23 protein-coding genes and 1 pseudogene are annotated in these 22,140 nt (G+C 62.4%); 11 read left to right on the top strand and 13 right to left on the bottom strand.

The window, feature by feature from the left end:
- Window positions 1–21: 21 nt before the first annotated feature.
- Window positions 22–1,500: a helicase HerA-like domain-containing protein gene (locus H621_RS0110505; RefSeq protein WP_028943356.1), complete on the bottom strand. Its 1,479-nt coding sequence runs from the start codon at window positions 1,498–1,500 to the stop codon at window positions 22–24.
- Window positions 1,501–1,670: 170 nt separating this feature from the next.
- On the opposite strand from H621_RS0110505, the pseudogene H621_RS29220 reads away from it, so the two are divergent.
- From H621_RS29220 to gpgF, 5 genes and pseudogenes are all read left to right on the top strand, one after another.
- Window positions 1,671–2,693, top strand: a pseudogene (locus H621_RS29220) (HAMP domain-containing protein); the annotation flags it as partial.
- A 93-nt stretch (window positions 2,694–2,786) separates the two neighbouring features.
- Entirely contained in the window at window positions 2,787–3,551 is a 765-nt protein-coding gene (locus tag H621_RS29215) for a methyl-accepting chemotaxis protein (protein ID WP_371261989.1), read from the top strand.
- Between the two features lie 142 nt (window positions 3,552–3,693).
- Window positions 3,694–4,815 (top strand): N-acetylglucosaminyl phosphatidylglycerol synthase, encoded by a 1,122-nt coding sequence (gene gpgS, locus H621_RS0110490; RefSeq protein WP_028943354.1) that lies wholly within the window; start codon window positions 3,694–3,696, stop codon window positions 4,813–4,815.
- On the top strand, window positions 4,808–5,560 hold the full coding sequence (gene gpgD, locus H621_RS0110485; protein WP_028943353.1) for an N-acetylglucosaminyl phosphatidylglycerol deacetylase: 753 nt from the start codon (window positions 4,808–4,810) through the stop codon (window positions 5,558–5,560). Before gpgS ends, gpgD begins: the two co-directional genes overlap by 8 nt.
- Window positions 5,557–6,570, top strand: a complete 1,014-nt coding sequence (gene gpgF / locus H621_RS0110480) for a glucosaminyl phosphatidylglycerol flippase (RefSeq protein WP_028943352.1) — start codon at window positions 5,557–5,559, stop codon at window positions 6,568–6,570. Before gpgD ends, gpgF begins: the two co-directional genes overlap by 4 nt.
- On the opposite strand, the gene H621_RS28715 is transcribed toward gpgF, so the two are convergent.
- Both H621_RS28715 and purU read right to left on the bottom strand, forming a co-directional pair.
- A complete protein-coding gene (locus tag H621_RS28715; RefSeq protein WP_167332101.1) occupies window positions 6,536–6,709 on the bottom strand; it encodes a hypothetical protein in 174 nt (57 codons plus the stop codon). The genes gpgF and H621_RS28715 overlap by 35 nt on opposite strands.
- Window positions 6,710–6,732: 23 nt before the next feature.
- Window positions 6,733–7,584, bottom strand: coding sequence for a formyltetrahydrofolate deformylase (purU, locus tag H621_RS0110470; protein WP_028943351.1), 852 nt, complete (start codon window positions 7,582–7,584; stop codon window positions 6,733–6,735).
- A 313-nt stretch (window positions 7,585–7,897) separates the two neighbouring features.
- On the opposite strand from purU, the gene mvaT reads away from it, so the two are divergent.
- Window positions 7,898–8,275 carry a histone-like nucleoid-structuring protein MvaT gene (gene mvaT / locus H621_RS0110465; protein WP_028943350.1) on the top strand — a complete coding sequence of 126 codons (378 nt, stop codon included), beginning with the start codon at window positions 7,898–7,900 and terminating at the stop codon, window positions 8,273–8,275.
- 96 nt (window positions 8,276–8,371) lie between these two features.
- On the opposite strand, the gene sbcB is transcribed toward mvaT, so the two are convergent.
- The 3 genes from sbcB to H621_RS0110450 all read right to left on the bottom strand — a co-directional run bounded on the left by sbcB (window position 8,372) and on the right by H621_RS0110450 (window position 10,736).
- Complete coding sequence (gene sbcB, locus H621_RS0110460) at window positions 8,372–9,802, bottom strand: exodeoxyribonuclease I (RefSeq protein WP_028943349.1); 1,431 nt, start codon at window positions 9,800–9,802, stop codon at window positions 8,372–8,374.
- 61 nt (window positions 9,803–9,863) lie between these two features.
- Entirely contained in the window at window positions 9,864–10,223 is a 360-nt protein-coding gene (locus H621_RS0110455; RefSeq protein ID WP_028943348.1) for a PilZ domain-containing protein, read from the bottom strand.
- 126 nt (window positions 10,224–10,349) lie between these two features.
- Window positions 10,350–10,736: a tetratricopeptide repeat protein gene (locus H621_RS0110450; RefSeq protein ID WP_028943347.1), complete on the bottom strand. Its 387-nt coding sequence runs from the start codon at window positions 10,734–10,736 to the stop codon at window positions 10,350–10,352.
- 262 nt (window positions 10,737–10,998) lie between these two features.
- On the opposite strand from H621_RS0110450, the gene pyk reads away from it, so the two are divergent.
- Window positions 10,999–12,450 carry a pyruvate kinase gene (gene pyk, locus H621_RS0110445; protein WP_028943346.1) on the top strand — a complete coding sequence of 484 codons (1,452 nt, stop codon included), beginning with the start codon at window positions 10,999–11,001 and terminating at the stop codon, window positions 12,448–12,450.
- A 58-nt stretch (window positions 12,451–12,508) separates the two neighbouring features.
- Here the strand turns inward: pyk and H621_RS0110440 are convergent, their stop codons facing one another.
- A complete protein-coding gene (locus tag H621_RS0110440) occupies window positions 12,509–13,447 on the bottom strand; it encodes an iron-sulfur-binding ferredoxin reductase (RefSeq protein WP_028943345.1) in 939 nt (312 codons plus the stop codon).
- Between the two features lie 268 nt (window positions 13,448–13,715).
- Between H621_RS0110440 and H621_RS0110435 the strand changes: the two genes are divergently transcribed.
- A complete protein-coding gene (locus H621_RS0110435; RefSeq protein ID WP_028943344.1) occupies window positions 13,716–15,239 on the top strand; it encodes a fumarate hydratase in 1,524 nt (507 codons plus the stop codon).
- Between the two features lie 71 nt (window positions 15,240–15,310).
- Here the strand turns inward: H621_RS0110435 and H621_RS0110430 are convergent, their stop codons facing one another.
- The 5 genes from H621_RS0110430 to H621_RS0110410 form a co-directional block, all read right to left on the bottom strand.
- Window positions 15,311–16,468, bottom strand: a complete 1,158-nt coding sequence (locus H621_RS0110430; RefSeq protein ID WP_028943343.1) for a phospholipase D-like domain-containing protein — start codon at window positions 16,466–16,468, stop codon at window positions 15,311–15,313.
- Window position 16,469: 1 nt separating this feature from the next.
- The gene (locus tag H621_RS0110425; RefSeq protein ID WP_028943342.1) at window positions 16,470–17,051 is read right to left on the bottom strand and encodes a YceI family protein; all 582 of its coding nucleotides are present in this window, start codon (window positions 17,049–17,051) and stop codon (window positions 16,470–16,472) included.
- A gap of 45 nt (window positions 17,052–17,096) precedes the next feature.
- Entirely contained in the window at window positions 17,097–17,393 is a 297-nt protein-coding gene (locus H621_RS0110420; protein WP_028943341.1) for a hypothetical protein, read from the bottom strand.
- Window positions 17,390–18,469 (bottom strand): serine hydrolase domain-containing protein, encoded by a 1,080-nt coding sequence (locus tag H621_RS0110415; protein WP_051270514.1) that lies wholly within the window; start codon window positions 18,467–18,469, stop codon window positions 17,390–17,392. The genes H621_RS0110420 and H621_RS0110415 overlap by 4 nt, the downstream gene beginning before the upstream one ends.
- A gap of 64 nt (window positions 18,470–18,533) precedes the next feature.
- Window positions 18,534–19,421 (bottom strand): acyl-CoA dehydrogenase middle domain-containing protein, encoded by an 888-nt coding sequence (locus H621_RS0110410; protein ID WP_028943339.1) that lies wholly within the window; start codon window positions 19,419–19,421, stop codon window positions 18,534–18,536.
- A 132-nt stretch (window positions 19,422–19,553) separates the two neighbouring features.
- Between H621_RS0110410 and olsB the strand changes: the two genes are divergently transcribed.
- Together olsB and H621_RS0110400 are read left to right on the top strand one after the other, a co-directional pair.
- Window positions 19,554–20,309 carry an L-ornithine N(alpha)-acyltransferase gene (gene olsB / locus H621_RS0110405; protein WP_028943338.1) on the top strand — a complete coding sequence of 252 codons (756 nt, stop codon included), beginning with the start codon at window positions 19,554–19,556 and terminating at the stop codon, window positions 20,307–20,309.
- The gene (locus H621_RS0110400; RefSeq protein WP_028943337.1) at window positions 20,309–21,097 is read left to right on the top strand and encodes a lysophospholipid acyltransferase family protein; all 789 of its coding nucleotides are present in this window, start codon (window positions 20,309–20,311) and stop codon (window positions 21,095–21,097) included. The genes olsB and H621_RS0110400 overlap by 1 nt, the downstream gene beginning before the upstream one ends.
- Window positions 21,098–21,099: 2 nt before the next feature.
- Here H621_RS0110400 and H621_RS0110395 read toward each other — a convergent pair whose 3' ends face one another.
- Entirely contained in the window at window positions 21,100–21,681 is a 582-nt protein-coding gene (locus H621_RS0110395) for an acyl carrier protein phosphodiesterase (protein WP_028943336.1), read from the bottom strand.
- A 153-nt stretch (window positions 21,682–21,834) separates the two neighbouring features.
- On the opposite strand from H621_RS0110395, the gene H621_RS0110390 reads away from it, so the two are divergent.
- Window positions 21,835–22,137 (top strand): ArsR/SmtB family transcription factor, encoded by a 303-nt coding sequence (locus tag H621_RS0110390; protein ID WP_028943335.1) that lies wholly within the window; start codon window positions 21,835–21,837, stop codon window positions 22,135–22,137.
- Window positions 22,138–22,140 lie beyond the last annotated feature (3 nt).

The raw sequence follows: 22,140 nt of genomic DNA, 5'->3' as shown, positions 1-22,140 counted from the left end.
CGCCTTTTTCATGCCTGCGATTCAGCGCTTCTTGCTGCCGCCCAGCAACGACCCCATCAAGCCACGCACCAGCTGACGACCAAACTGGTTGGCGGCCTGACGCACCGCCGACTTGATCGCTTGCCCCGCGGCACTCTGCAGGAACTCACCGGCTTTGTCGGCCAGGCTCTCCTCTGCGGCAGCCGGCGCTTGCCCGGGTGTCGGTGCTTCGCCCTTTCGCGCGGTGAGCATTTCGTAGGCCGACTCACGGTCAACGGGTTTGTCGTAGCGCCCGCCCAGCGCAGAGGATGCAACCAACGCGGTGCGTTCGGCGGCGCTCAAGGGTCCGATCCGTGACTGCGGCGGCGCGATCAGCACCCGTTGGACCATGCCCGGCGTGCCTTTTTCCTGCAGGGTGCCCACCAGCGCTTCACCGATGCCAAGCTCGGTCAGCACACTCAAGGTGTCGAACGCAGGGTTGGGACGAAAACCCTCTGCCACGGCCCTCAACGACTTCTGCTCCTTGGCGGTGAACGCCCGCAGGCCATGCTGGACACGCAGGCCCAACTGCGCCAGGACATCATCAGGCAGGTCACTCGGCGACTGGGTGACGAAGTACACCCCGACACCTTTGGAACGGATCAGCCGCACCACCTGCTCCAGCCGGTCCTGCAAGGCCTTGGGCGTGCCGTTGAACAACAGGTGCGCTTCATCGAAGAACAATGCCAGCAATGGTTTGTCGGCATCGCCGCGCTCGGGCAGTTGCTCGAACAGTTCGGCCAGCAGCCACAGCAGGAAGGTCGCATATACCTTCGGCGCCTCATGCACCAGGCGGCTGGCATCCAGCAGGTGAATGCGCCCGCGACCATCGGCATCCGGGCGCAGGATATCTTCCAACTGCAGCGCCGGTTCGCCAAACAGCGCTTCGGCGCCCTGCTGCTCGAGGGTGGCCAGGCGCCGCAACAGCGCCTGGCTGGAGCCGGTCGTCATCAGCGCACTGTCTTCGCCCAGCAACTGCGGGTTGTCCTTCAGATGTGCCAGCAGTGCCTTGAGATCCTTGATATCAAGCAGCAGCAGACCTTCACGGTCGGCCACCTTGAAGGCGGCATAGAGCGCAGCCTGCTGGGAGTCGCTCAGTTCCAACAGGTTGCCCAGCAGCAGCGGGCCCATTTCACTGAGGGTGGTGCGCAAGGGATGGCCGGATTGGCCGTGGATATCCCACAGACTGACCGGGTATGCCTGCGGCCGGTGCTCGAGCCAGGGCATCCCGGCAATACGCTCGGCCACCTTGCCCTGCGGATTGCCCACGGCGCCCAGGCCACACAGGTCGCCTTTGACGTCGGCGGCGAACACCGCCACGCCGGCATCGCTGAAGGCCTCGGCCATGTGCTGCAGGGTCACGGTCTTGCCAGTGCCGGTGGCGCCAGCGATCAACCCATGGCGGTTGGCCAGGCGCATGGCCTGGGACACCGGTTGACCGGCAAGATCCGCGCCGAGCATGAACTGCGAAGAGTCAGGCATGTATTTTTACCCTCTGTTTAAGCTTTGGCTCGAAGCGGCCGATATCAAGTTAGCGATAGACCACCAGAAAGACAGGAATAGCCCGATAAGGAAAGGGGACCTGCACTGCTTTCAAACTGTTCTTTGTGCGAACGAACCCGGATAACAAAACCTTAGCGGACCGACACGTTATGAACAAAAGCCTCCGATTCAGCCACAAGATCCTTCTGGCCGCTTCTCTGATCGTCATGATCGCGTTCACACTCTTTACTTTGTACAACGATTTCTTGCAGCGTAATGCTATTCGCGAAGATCTGGAAAGTTATCTTGCCGAGATGGGCGACAGCACTTCGACCACTATCAAGAGCCTTTTTGATGGCCGCATCCTCCTGGTTCAAAACGTGGCACAAAACATTGCCACCTACCCCGATGCCGAACACATCGGCACGTTGCTCGGTCAGCAAGCACTGGTCTCAAGTTTTCTGACGATCTACCTGGGTGACGTCAACGGTGGTTTCACCATTCGCCCGCAAACCAAAATGCCCGATGGCTACGACCCACGCGTTCGCCCCTGGTACAAGGACGGCATGGCTGCCAACGGACCGATCCTGACTGAACCCTACATTGATGTCAGCACCGGCAAGATGGTGATATCAGTCGTCGCCACCGCCGCACGCAATGTCGGCGTGGTGGGTGGCGACCTGGCGCTGGACGGCCTGGTAGAAATCATCAACTCGCTGAATTTCGGCGGCATGGGCTACGCCTTCCTGGTCAACGAACAGGGCAAAATCCTGGTCCACCCGGACAAGGACCTGGTGATGAAGTCGCTGTCGGACCTGTTCCCGCAGAACACCCCGCGCCTGACCAAGGACCTCAGCGAAGTCCAGCTCAACGGCGAAACCCGCCTGCTGACCTTCGCCCCGGTCAAGGGCCTGCCCTCGGCCAACTGGTACATCGGCCTGTCTGTCGATAAAGACAAAGCCTATGCAATGCTCAGCGAGTTCCGCACCTCGGCGGTGATCGCCACCCTGGTGGCCGTGGCGATCATCATCGCCCTGCTCGGCCTGTTGATCCGCGTGTTGCTGCAACCGCTGCACACCATGACCCGGGCCATGGAAGACATCGCCGAAGGCGAAGGCGACCTGACCAAACGCCTGACCATCCACAACCACGACGAATTCGGCACCCTGGGCACGGCATTCAACCGCTTCGTGGAACGTATCCACGGCTCGATTCGTGAAGTGTCGTCAGCAACCGAGCAGGTCAACGAAGTCGCCCTGCGGGTGGTCAGCGCCTCCAACTCCTCGATGGTCAACTCCGACGAGCAGTCCAACCGCACCAACAGCGTGGCCGCTGCCATCAACCAGCTCGGCGCCGCCGCCCAGGAAATTGCCCACAACGCCGCGCAAGCTTCGCAGCAGGCAAGCTCTGCCCGTCACCTGGCCGAGGAAGGCCAGCAGGTGGTCGATCGCAGCATCGCGGCGATGAACCGTCTGTCGGATTTGATCTGCACCTCCAGCTCGCACATCGAGACGCTCAACAGCAAGACGGTGAACATCGGCCAAATCCTCGAAGTGATCACCAGCATTTCCCAGCAGACCAATCTGCTCGCCCTCAACGCCGCCATTGAAGCGGCGCGGGCCGGTGAAGCCGGACGCGGATTTGCCGTGGTCGCCGACGAGGTTCGCAACCTCGCCCATCGCACCCAAGAGTCGGCACAACAGGTACAGAACATGATCGAAGAGCTGCAGGTAGGGGCGCGCGAGTCGGTCGATACCATGGGCCAGAGCCAACGCCACAGCCAGGACAGCGTGGAAATCGCCAACCAGGCCGGCGAGCGCCTGGGCAGCGTCACGTTGCGCATCGGCGAGATCGACGGCATGAACCAGTCGGTGGCCACTGCCACCGAGGAGCAGACGGCCGTGGTCGACTCGATCAACATGGACATCAACGAGATCAACATGCTCAACCAGGAAGGGGTCGAGAACCTGCAATCGACCCTGCGCGCCTGCGCCGACCTCGAGCAACAAGCCAGCCGTCTGAAACAGCTGGTGGGCAGCTTCCGCATCTAAGCGCCCGGGGCAGCCGCGCCCGCCGCTGCCCCTCCCCTTAAGCCCGATCGAACAAACTATCCTTAACAGAGGTCAACCTTAGGGCGCGTCCTCAGGTGCATGCCAATGCCTGATGACACACTCTGAATGCGATCTCGGAGGGATGCTGATCGTGCACATCGCTGACATCACCATGTTCTACGCCCCCGCCAGCGGCGGCGTGCGTACTTATCTTGATGCCAAACATCGCCGCCTTGGACTCACCCCCGATGTCCGCCACAGCCTGTTGATTCCCGGCGCCAGCGCCAGTCATGCCAATGGCATCTACCACGTGCCCGCCCCGGCCCTGCCCTTCGGTAACGGTTACCGCTTCCCGTTGCGCCTGGCCCCCTGGCGCAACGTGCTGCACGATCTGCAACCCGACCTGATCGAGGTCGGCGACCCCTACCTGACCGCCTGGGCGGCCCTGGATGCGCGGCGCCAGCTCGATGTGCCGGTGATCGGCTTTTATCATTCCGATCTGCCGCTGCTGGTCAGCAACCGCATGGGTAACTGGTTCACTCCCAATGTCGAAGCCTATGTCAGCAAGCTGTACGGCAATTTCGACCGGGTCCTGGCCCCAAGCCAGGTGATGGCCAACAAACTGCGAGGCCTGGGTATCGACAACGTTCATGTACAACGCCTGGGCGTCGACCTCACGGCCTTTCACCCGCGTCACCGCGATAACACGGTGCGCCAACAGTTGAACATTGCCGACAACACCCACCTGCTGGTGTTTGCAGGCCGCGGCTCGCGAGAGAAAAACCTGCCGGTGCTGCTCGACTGCATGAGGCGCCTGGGCAAGCACTATCACCTGTTGCTGGTCGGCTCGCACATGCCCGCCATGGTTCCAGCCAATGTCACAGTCATCGACCACTTCTGCCCCGCCAATGAAGTCGCGCGGCTACTGGCCAGCGCCGATGCCCTGGTCCATGCCGGCGATCAGGAGACCTTCGGCCTGGTGATTCTCGAGGCCATGGCCAGTGCAATTCCGGTGATTGCGGTAGCGGCCGGCGCATTCGAGGAAATTGTCGACGAGCGCTTCGGCCGCCTGTGCCAACCCAATGACGGCTTGGCCATGGCCAGGGCCGTGCGGGAGGTTTTCGAGCAAGGCGCCGCGCAGCTTGGCCAACAAGGACGCCTGCATGCCGAGCAGCATTACGCCTGGGACACGGTGGTCAACGGCCTGCTGGCCCACTACCGTGCGGTGCTCGGCTATAGCCTGCCGGTACGTGCCCATGCCTGACCTTACTGACAGCCGACGCAGCCTGCTGCTGGTGCTGCACGACGTGGCGCCCCATACCTGGCCGGACTACCAGCCATTCGTCGAAGCAGTGGATGCCTTGGGCAACATCCCCCTGACCTGGCTGGTGGTACCCGACTTTCACAAGCGCGACCCGCTGATACAGGCCAAACATTTTCGCCGACTGCTGGACTGGCGCCTGCATCGCGGTGACGAACTGGTCCTGCATGGCTATTACCACCTAGATGACAGCCCGGCCCCGCACTCGCCGGGTAACTGGTTCATGCGTCGCGTCTACACCCACGAAGGCGAGTTCTATAGCCTCGACCAGGCGACTGCCCTGGAGCGCTTGCAGGCCGGCATGGCGCTGTTCGAGCGATTCGACTGGCCGTTGGCAGGCTTCGTCGCCCCGGCCTGGTTGATGAGCGAGGGCACTCGCCAGGCCCTGCGGAGGTTGCCGTTGCAGTACACCAGTGACCCGCGTCACCTCTATCGATTGCCGCACTTCTCCCCCGTCGCGGCCCCCGGACTTGTGTGGAGTGCCCGCAGCAGCTGGCGACGGGGATTGTCGCGGATTGCCTGCGAGCTTCAGGCCGCGCGCCTTGAGCAAGCCCCCGTGATTCGCCTGGGCTTGCACCCGGTAGATATGCGCCACGGTTTTTCCCGCCAGTACTGGATGCGAACCTTGCAGCAGTTGTTGCAACAAGGCCGTACTCCCCTGACCAAATCAGCCTGGCTGGCATCGTGAAGCGCCTGGCGTGGTTGCTCTTTGCGCTCATCCTTGCGCTGCTGGTACCGGCGTTGCTCGGTGGCAGCGACCTGCTGACCCGCCTGCGTGCCTTTGCGCCCGGGCTGATGCTTGGCTTGCTGGGCATGATCCTGCTCTGCTGGATCATCAATGCCATCCGCCTGCGGCTGTTACTCGGCAGCCAGGGGTCGAATCTGGGCCGTGTACGAAGCCTGGGGGTGATCATGGCCACCGAGTTTGCCATCTGCACCACCCCAGGCGGCAGCGGCGGGCCACTGGCCCTGATGGCTCTGCTGGCCCGTGACCGGATCGGCCCCGCTCGCAGCGGGGCGGTGTTTGCCGCCGACCAGATCAACGATTTACTGTTCTTTCTCTGCGCCATGCTGGGGATTGCCGGCTATGCCCTGTTCCACAGCCTGGGTCGAAGCCTCGAAGGCATGTTGGCGGGCAGCGCGCTGCTGATGTTCGGAATGCTGGTGGCTGGAGTAGCGCTGGTGAAATGTCGGCGGGCGTTGCTGCGGGTCAATGGGCGACTGTTGCGCCGGCTGAAGATATCGGCGCCGCGACGTCGGCGCTGGACGCGCAAAGTGCTGCACTTCTTCCGCGCCCTGGCCGACACCTGGCGCCTGCCCAAACGTACGCTCACGCTGGTATTCGCCCTGACCTGCGTGCATTGGGGGTTGCGCTATAGCGTGCTGTACCTGGCCCTGCGCGGGCTGGGCGTAGACGTGCAATGGGTACTGAGCTTTCTGGTGCAGATGCTCTCGCTCAGCGCTGGGCAGTTCAGCCTGTTGCCAGGCGGTGCCGGCGCCGCCGAACTGACATCGGCTACCTTGCTGACGCCCCTCGTGGGCAAATCGACTGCAGCGGCGGCGATTCTGATCTGGCGCGCGGTGACCTATTACTTCTATTTGATCGCGGGCGGCCCGGTGTTTCTCTACCTGCTGGGACGCCCGCTACTGGAGCGCTTGCGCTTCAACCAGACACGGGTTCGTCGCGAGAAGGCTTGACCTGCTCCCAAAGCTCGGCGGCACCGGGAAAGTCGGTGCCGTCCTCGCTGTCGAGTGCATCCGGGTCGTAGCGGCTGAGGCAGCCCTCGCCAAGGGTCGGCGGGGCCTTGGAGGTTGCCTTGTCGAGGGGATCGGCCATGTTGCAACCTCCATGCGGCGGTCTTAGTTGAAGACCACCGTCTTGTTGCCATGAACCAGCACGCGGTCTTCCAGGTGATAGCGCAGGCCCCGGGCCAGGACCATTTTCTCGACGTCACGGCCGAAACGCACCATGTCCTCGATACTGTCGCTGTGGCTGACGCGCACCACGTCCTGCTCGATGATCGGGCCGGCGTCCAGCTCTTCGGTCACATAGTGGCAGGTAGCGCCAATCAGCTTCACCCCACGCAGCGACGCCTGGTGGTACGGCTTGGCACCGACGAACGACGGCAAGAAGCTGTGGTGAATGTTGATGACCTGCTGGGCATACTCCTGGCACAGCTGTGGTGGCAGGATCTGCATGTAGCGGGCCAGCACCACGACATCGGCGCCGTGTTCCTTGACCAGGCGCGAGACCTCGGCGAAGGCCGGCTGTTTGTCTTGCGGATCGACCGGGACGTGGAAAAACGGAATACCGTGCCACTCGACCATGCTGCGCAGATCGTTGTGGTTGGAAATGACGCACGGGATATCGCAGTCCAGCTCCTTGGCGTGCCAGCGGTGCAACAGGTCGGCCAGGCAGTGAGACTCACGGCTGGCCATCAGCACCACGCGCTTTTTCTGATCGGTGTCGGTAATACGCCAGACCATGGAGAACTCTTCGGCAATCGGCGCAAACGCCTCGCGAAACGCCTCGATACCAAATGGCAGGGTCTGTGCGCGGATTTCGTGGCGCATGAAGAACCAACCGCTCTGCTCATCGGAGTGATGGCTCGCTTCGTTGATCCAGCCGTTATAGGACGCCAGAAAATTACTGACTTTGGCGACGATGCCAACGCGGTCGGGGCAAGCAATCACCAGCCGGTAGGTGCGCATGAATGAGACTCCAGAAACTTCGCAAAGGCGCACATTCTAGCGAGTGCCCGGAAAAACTGCAGTAGGCAATGCACGCGCCCTGTCGCCCGGCCCGCCAGCAGCGCATCAGGCCCGAGCCCCCGTTACATGCTGCATGGCGGTTAAGTTAGGCATTATCCGAATGTCTTAGTTTGTAAATTTTTCTTAATGAAATCTATCGTGTCGATTTAACGCGGCACCGGCTAATTGCCAAGTTTAATGTTTACTTGGCAGTACGCTCTGACTATTATTGGCCCACTGTCGACCTGATACCTCAATTCCCAAGGAACGCCACATGTCCCTGATCAACGAATATCGCGCCACCGAAGAAGCCATCAAAGAACTGCAGGCCCGTTTGCAGAACCTGTCGCAAGACGACAAGCTGAAAACCGAACTGGAATTTGAAGGCAAACTGCGCGCACTGATGGGCGAATATTCGAAGTCGCTGCGTGACATCATTGCCCTGCTGGACCCGGAAGCCAAACTGAACAAAGCCCCACGTGGCGCAGTTAAAACCACCGGCACCAAGCGCGCGCGCAAGGTCAAGCAATACAAAAACCCGCACAACGGTGAAGTCATCGAAACCAAAGGCGGCAACCACAAAACCCTGAAAGAGTGGAAAGCCAAGTGGGGTGGCGATGAGGTTGAAAGCTGGGCAACCCTGTTGGGCTAATTGCCCGACCGCGTGACCAAATGTTACGCCACTAAAAAACGCCAGCATGCTGGCGTTTTTTATTTCATTGGGTCTGACCAGGCCGCTCAATATCGCTTAAATACCGAACTGCAACTTCAGCGCCTGGGCGTGAGTGCGCCAGTGGCCGAGCAACTCACGCTGGGAGGCATCGGCCTGATCCCAGCAGCCCTGCAAGGCTTGCTCGAAATCGCCCAGCGTGTTGGGCGCGCCCATCTGAGGGTTGGTCAGGCGCTGCTGGCAAAACAGTTGCCAACGTTGACGCTCCTGTTCATTCAAGGTCTCGATAAAATTACGGGCGCGGTAACGAAACAGTAATTCGGGCAATCGCTCGTCATCGAACATCCAGTGCCCCTGCCCCAATTGATGCGGGTCCACCGTACGCACTTGCTCGCACAAGCGACGATCACGGTCTCCAATAAATCCGTCATACAACTGCTGCTCGGGATCTTCACACGGGGCAAACGCCTCCTCGCTGTAGATAGTCTGCAACTTGTCCTGCCAATTTGCCTGCGCCGCCACCAGGCCGGATGCCCGCACTTCAAACAAGGACATATCCAGCCCCAGGCGCTGTTGATCCTCAGGGCGCAATACATTCAACGGCGCCACCACCGGACAGCGATTGATATGCACCAACTTCAGAGGAACCGGTAATTGCCCTTCAGGCATTTCTTCCCGCCGGGTGTATAAGCGCTGACGCAATGCATCGCCTTCCTCCTGCAACAAGGGTTGCGGGTCCATTTGCAGATCGCAGACGATCAAGGCATTGCGGTTGCGTGGATGCCAGGCCAACGGCAAGACAACACCCAAATAATGTCGCGCCGCAGAGAAACGTCCGGAAATATGTACCAGGGGTTGGAGTAGACGAACCTGATCGAGGACTTTCTGTTTACTGCGTAATTGAAACAGCCACTCATACAGCTTGGGCTGTTTCTGGCGGATCAGTTTTGCCAGTGCAATGGTTGCCCTTACATCGCTGAGGGCCTCATGGGCCTGACCATGGTCAATACCGTTGGCAGCGGTCAGAAGTTCCAGGCGCAAACTGGTACGCCCCTCCTGCTCAGGCCAGACAATGCCGTCAGGGCGCAGCGCATAGGCGGTGCGCACCACATCGATCAGGTCCCAGCGGCTGTTGCCGCCCTGCCATTCGCGGGCGTAGGGGTCGAAAAAGTTGCGGTACAGGCTGTAGCGCGTGACTTCGTCATCGAAGCGCAGACTGTTGTAACCCGCCCCGCACGTGCCTGGACGCGCCAGTTCGGCATGCACACGGGTCATGAACTCGGCTTCGCTCAAGCCTTGGCTTGCCAGTTGTGCCGGGGTAATACCAGTGACCAGGCATGCCGCCGGATGCGGCAGGATATCGTCGCTGGGTTGGCAATAAAGGTTGATTGGCGCCTCGATCTCGTTCAGCTCGAGGTCGGTGCGCACACCGGCCACTTGCAAGGGGCGATCGCAACGCGGGTTGATGCCAGTGGTTTCGTAGTCGTGCCAGAAGATGCTGGAGCTCACGGGGCGTTCCTGAACAGAAGATCGTCCAGAGTCTAGGGCCACTGGCCCGTCACGGCCAGTCTCAGGCCGAAGCGTTCAACGGCAGAAAGCTGAAGTAATGATGCAAGGCTTTGACTAACTGCGCGTATTCACGCGGGGCCTGCAACAACATGAACCCGGAATCATAGTGACCCGGCGTCTGGTCTTCATGGCTCCACAGGCAACTGGCGGTGAGGTCGATCAGGTGCAGCTCACCATCATGGCCAGGCACTTTGAGTTGCAACTCGAAATCCGGGCCGATCAGCATCCGTAGCTGGCTGATCAGCATCAGGCCGTCTTCGGACACGTTCCCCAGGTAGCCAATGGGCTGGTCGGTAAAGCGGTTGAAGACCTTGAGGTAGTAAGGGAGCTGATGACGCTCGATGTGGCGCTCGTGAAGCATGGTCGGAATCGCTGTCGAAGACCCTTATAGCAGGGCCGCGCTAGTGCGGCTGGAACGCGGATACGTCACCTTCAAGCTTAGTCCAATCCTACCCCTGCGTCACAGCCGCGAGGACACACATTGGTATTAACGCCAAGGCGTAGTCGTGGTGGGACGGGCAATGGCCGTCTCGCCACTGCGGAAGTGGCCCAACTGCTCCAGGGTCTGCAAACGAGCCCGGGCACGGTAGGCGTATTCGTTCTGCGGGTAGCGCTGGATGAGGTACAGGTAGGTCTGCGCCGCATCGACATAAAGCTTCTGACGCTCCAGGCACTGGCCTCGCAGCATCGACACTTCCGGATGAATGAACGGCCGGGCGCGGCTGGTACGGTCGACCTGGGACAGTTCAAGCATCACCTTCTCGCAATCGCCGCGATCATAGGCGCGGTAGGCATTGTTCAGGTGATGGTCCATCGACCAGCGGGTGCAGCCAACGACACTGGTGGCCAGGGCTAGAACAATCAAGGCTCGCATGGGGGAATCTCCTTCAATGGACAGTGTATCGGCCCAACCCTGAAATTCTGTAGGCGCAACTGTCGTGAACCACGACCGCTGCGCGGTCGATCGCAGGCAATCGCCAGCGGCTACATCGTCTCCACTTGCATTTGAAGTCGCTGCCAAAGCCTGGCACCGTTCAAACGCCCCCCTGGCCTGCGGGCAGGTAGTGCAAAGGAACAATGACTACAGCGAAATTCCAGAGTAGCCTTTCGCTGCGCTTCACTATAGGAGTCTGTGCATGACCATCCGCCGTACCAAAATCGTCGCCACCCTTGGCCCCGCCAGCAACTCGCCGGAAGTTATCGAGCAACTGATCCTTGCCGGCCTGGATGTCGCCCGCCTGAACTTCTCTCACGGCACCCCCGATGAGCATAAAGCCCGCGCCCGCCTGATCCGAGAGATCGCTGCGCGCCTGGGTCGCCACGTGGCGCTGCTGGGCGACCTGCAAGGTCCGAAGATTCGTATTGCCAAATTCGCCAACAAGCGCATCGAACTCAAAGTCGGTGATCGCTTCACCTTCTCCACCGCTCACCCGCTGACCGCAGGTACCCAGGAAATCGTCGGTATCGACTATCCGGACCTGGTCAAGGATTGCGGCGTCGGCGACGAGTTGCTGCTCGACGACGGCCGCGTGGTGATGCGTGTTGAAACCGCCACTGCCGACTCCCTGCACTGCTCGGTATTGATCGGCGGTCCGCTATCCGACCACAAAGGCATCAACCGTAAAGGTGGCGGCTTGACCGCTCCTGCCCTGACTGAAAAAGACAAGGCCGACATCAAGCTGGCTGCAGAAATGGACCTGGACTACCTGGCCGTTTCCTTCCCGCGTGACGCAAGCGACATGGAATACGCCCGTCGCCTGCGTGACGAAGCCGGTGGCAGCGCCTGGCTGGTGGCCAAGATCGAGCGCGCCGAAGCGGTCGCCGACGATGAAACCCTCGACGGCCTGATCGCCGCCAGTGACGCAGTAATGGTTGCCCGTGGTGACCTGGGCGTAGAGATCGGCGACGCCGAGCTGATCGCGATCCAGAAAAAGATCATTCAGCACGCCCGCCGCAACAACAAGGCCGTGATCGTCGCCACCCAGATGATGGAGTCGATGATCCAGAACCCGATGCCGACCCGCGCCGAAGTGTCGGACGTCGCCAACGCCGTGCTGGATAACACCGATGCGGTCATGCTCTCGGCCGAAAGCGCCGCCGGCGCCTACCCGATCGAAGCCGTACAGGCCATGGCCCGCATCTGCCAGGGCGCTGAAAAGCACCCGACCAACCAGAAGTCCAGCCACCGCCTGCACACCCGCTTCGAGCGTTGCGACGAAAGCATCGCCCTGGCAGCCATGTACACGGCCAACCACTTCCCAGGCGTCAAGGCGATCATCGCCCTCACCGAAAGTGGCTACACCCCGCTGATCATGTCGCGCCTGCGTTCGCACGTGCCGATCTTCGCCCTGTCCCCGCACCGCGCCACCCAGGCACGCGCCTCGATGTTCCGCGGCGTCTACCCGATTGCCTTCGACCCGGCGGCCCTGCCGGCGGAAAAAGTCAGCCAGGCGGCGGTGGACGAGCTGCTCAAGCGCGGCCTGGTCGAGCCAGGTGACTGGGTGATCCTGACCAAAGGCGACAGCTACCACACCATCGGTGGCACCAACGGCATGAAGATCCTGCATGTCGGTGATTCGCTGGTCTGATCAGGCCTTCGCAGCCTGAAAACCGCAGCCTGTGCTGCGGTTTTTTTATGCCTGCCGTTCAGGCGCGGCCTGTGAACGTATCGGCGAACAGCTGGTTGCGCGGCAAGCCGGCCAGGAACAATCGGCGGGCAAATTGCTCGACGCTGGCGGGCGAGCCACACGCCAGCGCAATGGTCTGCCTGGATTGCAACCGCAAGGCTGCCAGCGCCTGGGGCAGCGTCTGCGGGGTCAACAGTTCGACCTGAAGTTGCGGATGGCGCCCAGCCAGCGCTGCAAGCTCGCCAGCCAGGTAGTGCGCCTGATTGTCGTGGGCCAGGTGCAACAACCGCATCGGCCCGTGGTGCTCCTGGCGCAAGGCCTCGCGCGCAATGCCCCAGAGCGGCGCCAACCCCGTGCCCGCTGCCAGCAACCACAGCGGGCGCTCCTGCCAGTCGGCATCGTAGTGCAGCGCCCCGCCTCGCAGCTCGCCCAGCCGCACTGCGTCACCGGCCTGCAACTGACGCGCCTCGTCACAGAAGGCACCGGGATGGCGACAATCGAGGTGAAACTCCAGAAATGGCTCTTCGCCGGGCATGCTGGCCAACGAGTACGGCCGGGCCACACCCTGCGCACTCCACAGCACCAGGTGCTGCCCGGCCCGGTAGCGCAAGGGGCGCTCAGGCTGCAGACGCAGGCGCAATACCCCGGCGCTCAGCCACTGCACCTCACTTACACGAGCCGGCAACCCGTCGTGCTGCGGATCGAACACCGCCACCCGCAGGTCATCTACAACCTGGCACTGGCAGGCCAGGCGCCAGCCCTGCTCGCGCTTGTCCGCACCCAAGGCACCGGGCAACGCATCGCCCGGCTCGCCGTCAAGGCAGCGCACCAGGCAGGCGTGGCAGCTACCGGCCCGACAACTGTAGGGCACCAAGCATCCACCGCCGTTCAGCGCGTCGAGCAGGTTGCTGCCCGCCGGCACCGTCCAGCAGCGCTCGCCCACACAGAGTTCAGGCATTGATCGTCTCCCGCTCGCAATCACCATGGCCAACCGCCACTTTAGGGGCAAAGCCCCGCGCTGGCACGCAAAAAGGGTGCCCACCGGCAGCCGACCTTCGTCCAGACCACTCGCAGGTGTGCCGGGCACGGATGCGCGCTATACTGCCGCGCCTTTTTGCGCCGCCGGCCTGTCCGTCGTCGCGCCGTGAAAGGTCGTTTCGACACCTCGGCCTGTCCGCGTCGGAATACCTTATTGAATGTTCCCGTCTTTAAGAGGAGCGCGCTGCATGACCGTGATCAAGCAAGACGACCTGATTCAGAGCGTTGCCGACGCCCTGCAGTTCATTTCGTACTACCACCCCGTTGACTTCATCCAGGCCATGCATGAGGCCTACCTGCGTGAAGAGTCGCCTGCCGCGCGCGACTCCATCGCCCAGATCCTGATCAACTCGCGCATGTGCGCCACCGGCCACCGCCCGATCTGCCAGGACACCGGTATCGTCACCGTGTTCGTGCGCGTGGGCATGGACGTGCGCTGGGATGGCGCGACCATGAGCCTGGACGACATGATCAACGAAGGCGTGCGCCGCGCCTACAACCTGCCAGAGAACGTCCTGCGTGCGTCCATCCTTGCCGACCCGGCAGGTGCGCGCAAGAACACCAAGGACAACACCCCGGCGGTCATCCACTACTCCATCGTCCCGGGCAATACCGTGGAAGTGGACGTGGCGGCCAAGGGCGGCGGTTCCGAGAACAAGTCGAAAATGGCCATGCTCAACCCGTCCGACTCGATCGTCGACTGGGTACTGAAGACCGTTCCGACCATGGGTGCTGGCTGGTGCCCACCAGGCATGCTCGGCATCGGCATCGGCGGTACCGCCGAGAAAGCCGCGGTCATGGCCAAGGAAGTGTTGATGGAATCCATCGACATTCACGAGCTCAAGGCCCGTGGCCCGCAGAACCGAATCGAAGAGATCCGCCTGGAGCTGTTCGAGAAGGTCAACCAGCTGGGCATCGGTGCCCAGGGCCTGGGCGGCCTGACCACCGTGCTCGACGTCAAGATCATGGACTACCCGACTCACGCCGCCTCGTTGCCGGTGTGCATGATCCCCAACTGTGCCGCCACCCGTCACGCCCACTTCGTGCTCGACGGCTCGGGCCCGGCCGACCTGGAAGCGCCGTCGCTGGACGCTTACCCGGAAATCGTCTGGGAAGCGGGTCCATCGGCTCGCCGCGTCAACCTCGACACCCTGACCCCGGAAGACGTACAGAGCTGGAAGCCGGGCGAGACCATCCTGCTCAACGGCAAGATGCTCACCGGTCGCGACGCTGCGCACAAGCGCATGGTCGAGATGCTCAACAAGGGCGAGGAACTGCCGGTCGACCTCAAGGGTCGCTTCATCTACTACGTTGGCCCGGTTGATCCGGTAGGCGACGAAGTAGTGGGCCCGGCCGGTCCGACCACCGCTACGCGGATGGACAAGTTCACCCGCCAGATCCTTGAACAGACCGGCCTGCTGGGCATGATTGGCAAGTCCGAGCGTGGCCCGACCGCCATCGAAGCGATCAAGGACAACAAGGCCGTGTACCTGATGGCCGTCGGTGGCGCTGCCTACCTGGTCGCCCAGGCGATCAAGAAGTCCAAGGTCCTGGCCTTTGCCGAACTGGGCATGGAAGCGATCTACGAGTTCGAGGTCAAGGACATGCCGGTGACCGTTGCTGTCGACAGCAATGGTGAGTCGGTACACATCACTGGTCCTGCGATCTGGCAAAACAAGATCGCCCAGAGCCTGGCGGTGGAAGTGAAGTAAACCTCAAGGTTTGCGAAGATAAAAAAACGGCAGGGGCCATACCCCTGCCGTTTTTTTTGCCCGCGCCTACATCAATCCCGCCGATCCAGCAGGTTGACCACCAAGCGATCCAGCCACCCCCACAAGCGCTGCTGCGCTCGTTTCCACAACGGCCGCGCATGCCAGTGTTCAAGGTCGATACACAGGCTCTGGGCAAAGTCGCGCTCGAAGCTCGCCGCCACCGCTGCCGTCAACGGCGGGTCCAATGCCTCGACGTTGGCCTCAAGGTTGAAGCGCAGGTTCCAGTGGTCGAAGTTGCATGAGCCAATGCTGACCCAGTCGTCCACCAGTACCATTTTCAGGTGCAGGAAGCACGGCTGGTACTCATAGATGGTCACCCCGGCACGCAGCAGCCGCGGGTAATAGCGATGCCCTGCATAGCGTACCGAAGGGTGATCGGTGCGCGGACCGGTCAGCAACAGGCGCACATCCACCCCCCTGGCCGCTGCACGACGCAGGGACCGACGCACTTTCCAGGTCGGCAGGAAATACGGAGTGGCCAACCAGATCCGTCGTTGACCGCTGTTCAACGCCCGCACCAGTGACTGCAGGATATCCCGATGCTGACGGGCATCTGCATAGGCCACTCGGCCCATGCCCTGGCCGCTGTCGGGCACATGGGGCAAGCGCGGCAAGCCGAAATGAGTGGGTGGGCGCCAGGCGGTGCGACGCAGGTTGGCGCGCCACTGGCGATCGAAGAGCATCTGCCAGTCGGCTACCAGCGGCCCTTCCATCTGCACCATCACTTCGTGCCATTCGCTGACGTCCTCGTCCGGTACCCAGAACTGGTCAGTGACACCGGTACCGCCCACCACCGCCCAGGACTGATCAACCAGAAGCAACTTGCGGTGATCACGATAGAGGTTGCGAAAGCCGCGGCGCCAGCGCAGACGGTTGTACCAGCGCAGCTCCACGCCAGCCGCGATCAGGCGCTGGCGAAGGCTGAGGGTGAAGGCCAGGGCGCCGTAGTCATCGAACAGGCAACGCACCTGTACGCCGCGTTCGGCGGCATTCACCAATACTTGCACCATGGCCTCGGCACAGGCGCCCGCCTCTACCAGGTACAACTCCAGATCGACCTGCTGCTCGGCCCGCACAATAGCGGTGAGCATGCGGGGGAAAAACTCGGGGCCGTCGATCAATAACTCGAACCGGTTGCCGTCTCGCCAGGGGAAGACCGGTCCGGCCATATCAGCGCGCCGTGAAGATCAGCACCGCAGACACCGGCACCGAGGGGCTGATGGATTTGAGTCCGGCCATCTTGCGCAGCGCTTCAAGGCCCGGCACCAGATCGAAGTCTTCGGCGCGCACCATCAGCGGTTCCAGGGTCACCACCTGGAAGCGCCGCTCATCCAGGCGCGTAGCCAGCAGCAAGGCGTTGTAGCTGTGCTCCTTGCCGTGCAGCTTGACGGTCACCGGCAGGCGCAGCTCAACCTGGGCACCATTGGCCAGGTCGTTGATCGGGCGCAGGTCGATCTGCGCATAGACATTGGCCTCCGGGAAGCGCGCGAACTCGAACAGGTCCTTGCGCATGCGCTCGTCGCGCAGCGGCACACCGCTGCTGTTGGAGTCCATTTCGATCATCAGCTCGGCCGCGCCTTTGCGGTCGACCTTGCCGTGCAATACCAGGAAGCGGTGAACTTCGGCGGTATCGCCATTTTTGCTGGAGATGAACGACAGGCGGGACGATTCGCCATCCAGGTGCCAGTTGGCCTGGGCCGAGAGGCTCACAAAGGCGAGCGCGGCCAACAGAAGACGGGGCAGAGAGAACATGAGAAATCCTGAAACACAGAGGCCGTCAACCTTACCCGGCTGCCTTCACGGCAGCAAGCCACAGCCCTCACGTACACCGCGCCACCTGGCTGTATTTGCAACCCCCAGCCCGACAGCCGTCACAACACGGGCCGGGGTATCTTCATCAAGGCGGCTCAAGGGCAGGTACTGACTTACATACCCTCGGCAATACGGCGCATCGAAGCCCATGACAAAGCGGCACGAGCAGTACTCCTTGGCCGAGTAGGCGCTGAGGATGCCGGGAAAGTCCGCCAGCGCCTGGCGCTCGTACCAGCCCCAGGCACCCGCCAGTAGTCCCAGTACCAGCAGGAAGCGCTTCATTGTCGGTCCTCGGCGCGCACGGCCAGCACGCGCTTGAGCAGTTCATTGTGCTGGAACTGTGCGTCACGGTCATCGGCGTAGCGCACGATCACCAACTGCTCCTGCGGCACCACGTACAAGCCCTGCCCCCAATGCCCCAGCGCTGCAAAGGTATCGGCCGGGGCGTCCGGCCAGGGCCGCCCGCTGCCGGCCAAGGGTTGATTGAGCCACCAATGGCCACCCGGGCTGGCTTCACCAGGCAAGGCCTTGGCATGGGTAAACAACCTGCGATTGAACGCCACCCAGTCGCGATGCAGCACCTGATGCGATTGCCAGCGCCCATCCCGCAGCATCAACAAACCGATGCGTGCCAGATCACGGGCACTCATATACAGGTACGACGAACCGACCAGGGTGCCGCTGGTATCCCGTTCCCAGACCGCCGACTCGATACCCAGCGGGATGAACAGCGCTTGCCAGGGATAATCGCCGTAGCCTTGCTCGCCGACGATTCCACGCAAGGCTGCCGCCAGCACGTTGCTGTCACCACTGGAATAGAGGAAGCGCTGGCCCGGCTCAATGGCGCCGCGCCGGGCTGCGGTGTAGCCAGCCATGTCACCTCGCCCACGGGTGTAGAGCATGGCCACCACCGAAGACTTGAGCGGGGCGTACTCATAGTCTTCCTGCCAAGCCAGACCGCTGGCCCAGTGCAGCAGATCCTCAATACGAACGTCGGGATGGGTTTGCATCACCGGGTAATAGCGGGCGACCGGGTCGTCAAGGGCAAACCGCCCCTCTCGCCGAGCAACACCCAGCACGGTAGCCAGCACGCTCTTGCTGATCGACCAGGTCAGGTGAGGGGTCGCAGCAGAGGACGGTGGCACATAGTGCTCATAGACAATGCGTCCGTCCCTGATCACCAGCAGGGCATCGGTGCGTACGCCTGCCCGGGTGTGATCGTTGCGGGGGGCAAATGCGTAGGCCTGCACCTCGCCCCAGGCAGCACTGTTGCTGTCCGGCGCCAGTTGCCAGTCCGGAACCGGCCAGCGCTCTTGCCCCAAAGCTACGGTGCTAGTGATCGAAAAGCCGAGCAACATGCCCAGCAGTGTGGCGTTCATGGAGCGTCACTCAAGGCCAGGATCCGTCCAGCCTAGCGCCCCATCATGACAGACCGGCGTTGGCCCAGGCCTTGGCCAGGCGCTTGGCTCGCGCCGCACTGGCGATTTCCAGCAAGCCCTGGTCGCGCTGCCACAGCGCCGCCCACTCACCGCCACTGCTGCCCAGCGCCTGGTTGATCTCATCCTTGAGGGCTGCAAACTGGGCAAACAGACCACCCAGCAGCAAATGGCAGGCGCTGGAATCGGCGCACTGCCGACTGCCCTCGGCGCAGCCCCCCAGCAGGCCGATCAGGCGCAACTGCAGCCCTTGCGGCCACCCGCTGTCCTGGCCGACACCATACAGCCAGGCGCACAGGGCACTGAGCACATAAAGGTCTTCGAGGGAGCGGAAAGGCTTGACGTAAGCATCCCAGCCATCACCGGCCAGACGCTCGCACAAGGCCTGGTCCAGGTGCAGACGGGCGTGGCCCACTTCCGGCATCAGTGGCAGGGCCGGCAACGGTTCCAGCCGTACTCCTGGCTCACCGGGATAGACCACCGCCAGGCTCAATTGCGGTGAGTCGCCCGCAGGCTCGCTGCGCGCCGCCACCAGCAACCAGTCGGCATCCAGCCCGGCGGTGACAAAATCCTTGCTGCCGGTCAGGCGCAGGTCATCCAGGCGTACCTGCATGTCGGCGGGGCGTACGCTGCGTCGTTCACTGGCACACAAGGCGCCCAGGCTCGCCGGGGCACTGGGCCAGAGCACACGCAGGGCCGCCTGGTAGCCGATCAGGAAGGCTAGCCCCGGCGTCGGCATGGCGCGGGCCCCGAGCACCGCCAGCTCGAACGGGCTGACCGTGCCCAGGCGCGCCAGCAGGCTGGCGTAGGTGTCGGCCAGGTTGGCCGCCAGGGAATGTCGCTGTGGGTCGTTGAGTCGTTGCAGCCAGGCCATCGAAGCGCTCCTTGGGGGTGTCATACAAGCATCACCAAAGGTTCATGGGGGTGACACCGCGTCTACCTAGGCTGAGCTTGCACAACAAAGTCGACCGGCCGCAACCCCATGGCTGGCTTATGGAGACTCGCAATGACTCAGATCGCTCGCTCTGGCGACAACAGCACTGAACGCCGTCTGCAAGCCGAACGCCTGGTAGGCCCTGCAGCCCTGCAGGAAGCACAAGCCCTGCGCTTCAGTGTATTCAGCAGTGAATTCAAGGCCAAACTCAAGGGTGCCGAACAGGGCCTGGACATGGATGACTACGACATTCATTGCCGTCACATCGGTGTGCGTGACCTCAACAACGGCCGCCTGGTGGCCACCACGCGCCTGCTCGACCACCAGGCTGCCAGCAGCCTGGGCCGCTTCTACAGCGAAGAAGAGTTCAGCCTGCACGGCCTCGGCCACCTGCAAGGCCCGATACTGGAGCTGGGCCGCACCTGTGTCGACCCGGCCTACCGCAATGGTGGCACCATCGCCGTGCTCTGGGCCGAACTTGCCGAAGTGCTCAATGAAGGCCGCTACAGCTACCTGATGGGCTGCGCCAGCATCCCCATGCAGGACGGCGGTATACAAGCCCATGCGATCATGCAACGCCTGCGCGAACGCTACCTGTGTACCGAGCACCTGCGCGCCGAACCCCGCAATCCGCTACCCAGCCTGGCCCTGCCCGGCAACGTCATCGCCGAAATGCCGCCGCTGCTCAAGGCCTACATGCGCCTGGGCGCGAAGATCTGCGGCGAGCCGTGCTGGGACGAGGACTTCCAGGTCGCCGATGTGTTCATTCTGCTCAAACGGGACGAGCTCTGCCCGCGCTATGCCCGCCACTTCAAGGCGGCAGTCTGATGCCGCGCCTGCGCGTCATGGCGCGCGTGCTCCGGGTCTTGCTGGTAGTGCTGTTCGGGCTGGGCATGGCCGCGCTGTTCACCCTCTATGAACGCCTGCGCATCCCGGCCTCGACCGAGCGGCGCCAGCGCTGGTCGCAGCTGTTCATGACCAGGCTGAGCAATGCCCTGCCCTTCAAGGTCCGGGTGATCGGCCCCCTGCCACAACAGCCGATGCTGTGGGTCAGCAACCATGTGTCCTGGACCGACATTCCGCTGCTGGGCATGCTTGCCCCGCTGTCGTTCCTGTCCAAGGCCGAAGTGCGCAACTGGCCGGTTGCCGGCTGGCTCGCGCACAAGGCCGGCACCCTGTTCATCCGCCGCGGCGGCAACGACAGCCAACTGCTGCGCAAACAGATCAGCCAGCACCTGCAACAGGCCTGCGCCTTGCTGATCTTCCCCGAGGGCACCACCACCGATGGCCGCAGCCTGCGCACCTTCCACGGTCGCCTGCTGGCCAGCGCCATCGACACCGAAGTAGCCCTGCAACCGGTGGCCCTGCGTTACCTGCGTAATGGCCAGGCCGACCCGATTGCCCCGTTCATTGGCGACGACGATTTGCTCTCGCACCTGATGCGCCTGTTTGCCAACGACTGCGGGGAGGTGGAAATCCAGCTACTGAGGCCTATCCAGAGCGCTGGCGAAGAGCGCGCTGCCCTGGCATTCAAGGCCCAGCAGGCGATCCAGGTGGCGCTGTTCGGTGTTCAAGAGCCTGCCTTCCAGACACAGCGCCGGGCGAAGGCCGCCTGAACCTAGACGCGAGCCAGGGCCTTCCCGGCGAAGGTCTGCAGCTCGGGGTAGAACGCCCGGAAATCGTCGCTCAGCGGTTCATAAAGCGCGTCGACCAACTCCATTGCTCCGTCCATCCCCTCAGGTTTCGACAACCGGCGGGCGATACCGCGAAATACCTGCTCCAGCACCGCGAACTCACGGTACGAGCCCAGCCAGTCATCAGCCGCCATGTAAGGCGCTATCTGTGCCAGCCGCCCCGGCAGCTCCGGTTGCGCCGCCAGTACCTGGTACACCCGCCCGGTGAACTGCTCCAGGGGCTGTTCGGCATAGTCCGGCCAGTGCAGGGCCAGGCAGTGATCAAAGAACACATCGAGCATGATCCCGGCAAAGCGCCGCCGCTCGCGCGGAAATCGCGCCAGCGCGCCGAGCACCAGGGGGTGGCTGTCGGTAAAGACGTCGATTTGCCGGTGCAGGCGAATCGCGGCCTCCAGCGGCAGGGGGAAGCGACCGTCCAGGGGCCCTTTGACGAAGTCGCCATAGAGGCTGCCGAGCAATTGCTCGGGTTGTTGGCCGCCCAGATGAAGGTGTGCGAGGTAGTTCATGGGCGCAGTCTAGCACTTGTCCATTTCATATCGTTATAACCCGATATAGCGATTTACGCTGAGCTCAGAACCTCTTCATATTTGTATATCGCGAAATACCGATTTATATTTCGCTCCATCGCGATATACCGCTACACAACCATGAGCCCAACCATGCCTCTCGATCTCGACGAAATAATAAAAGCCCTGGCCCACCCAGTACGGCGAGAAATCCTCAACTGGCTGAAAGACCCTGACGCACAGTTCCCCGACCAGCACCACAGTACCGAACACGGTGTGTGTGCCGGGCAGATCGACCAACGCTGCGGCCTGTCGCAGTCGACGGTCTCGGCCCACCTGGCGACCTTGCAGCGTGCGGGGCTGATCAGTAGCCAGAAGATCGGACAGTGGCACTTTTTCAAACGCAACGAGGAAACCATCCAGGCCTTCCTCAAGCAGATGAGCCAAGAGCTCTGACAA

The organism is Pseudomonas vranovensis DSM 16006 (assembly GCF_000425805.1).
In the GTDB taxonomy this organism is placed as follows: Bacteria; Pseudomonadota; Gammaproteobacteria; order Pseudomonadales; family Pseudomonadaceae; genus Aquipseudomonas; species Aquipseudomonas vranovensis.
The sequence above is the reverse complement of the archived record's forward strand: the minus strand, read 5'-3'. Positions and strand labels throughout refer to the sequence as shown.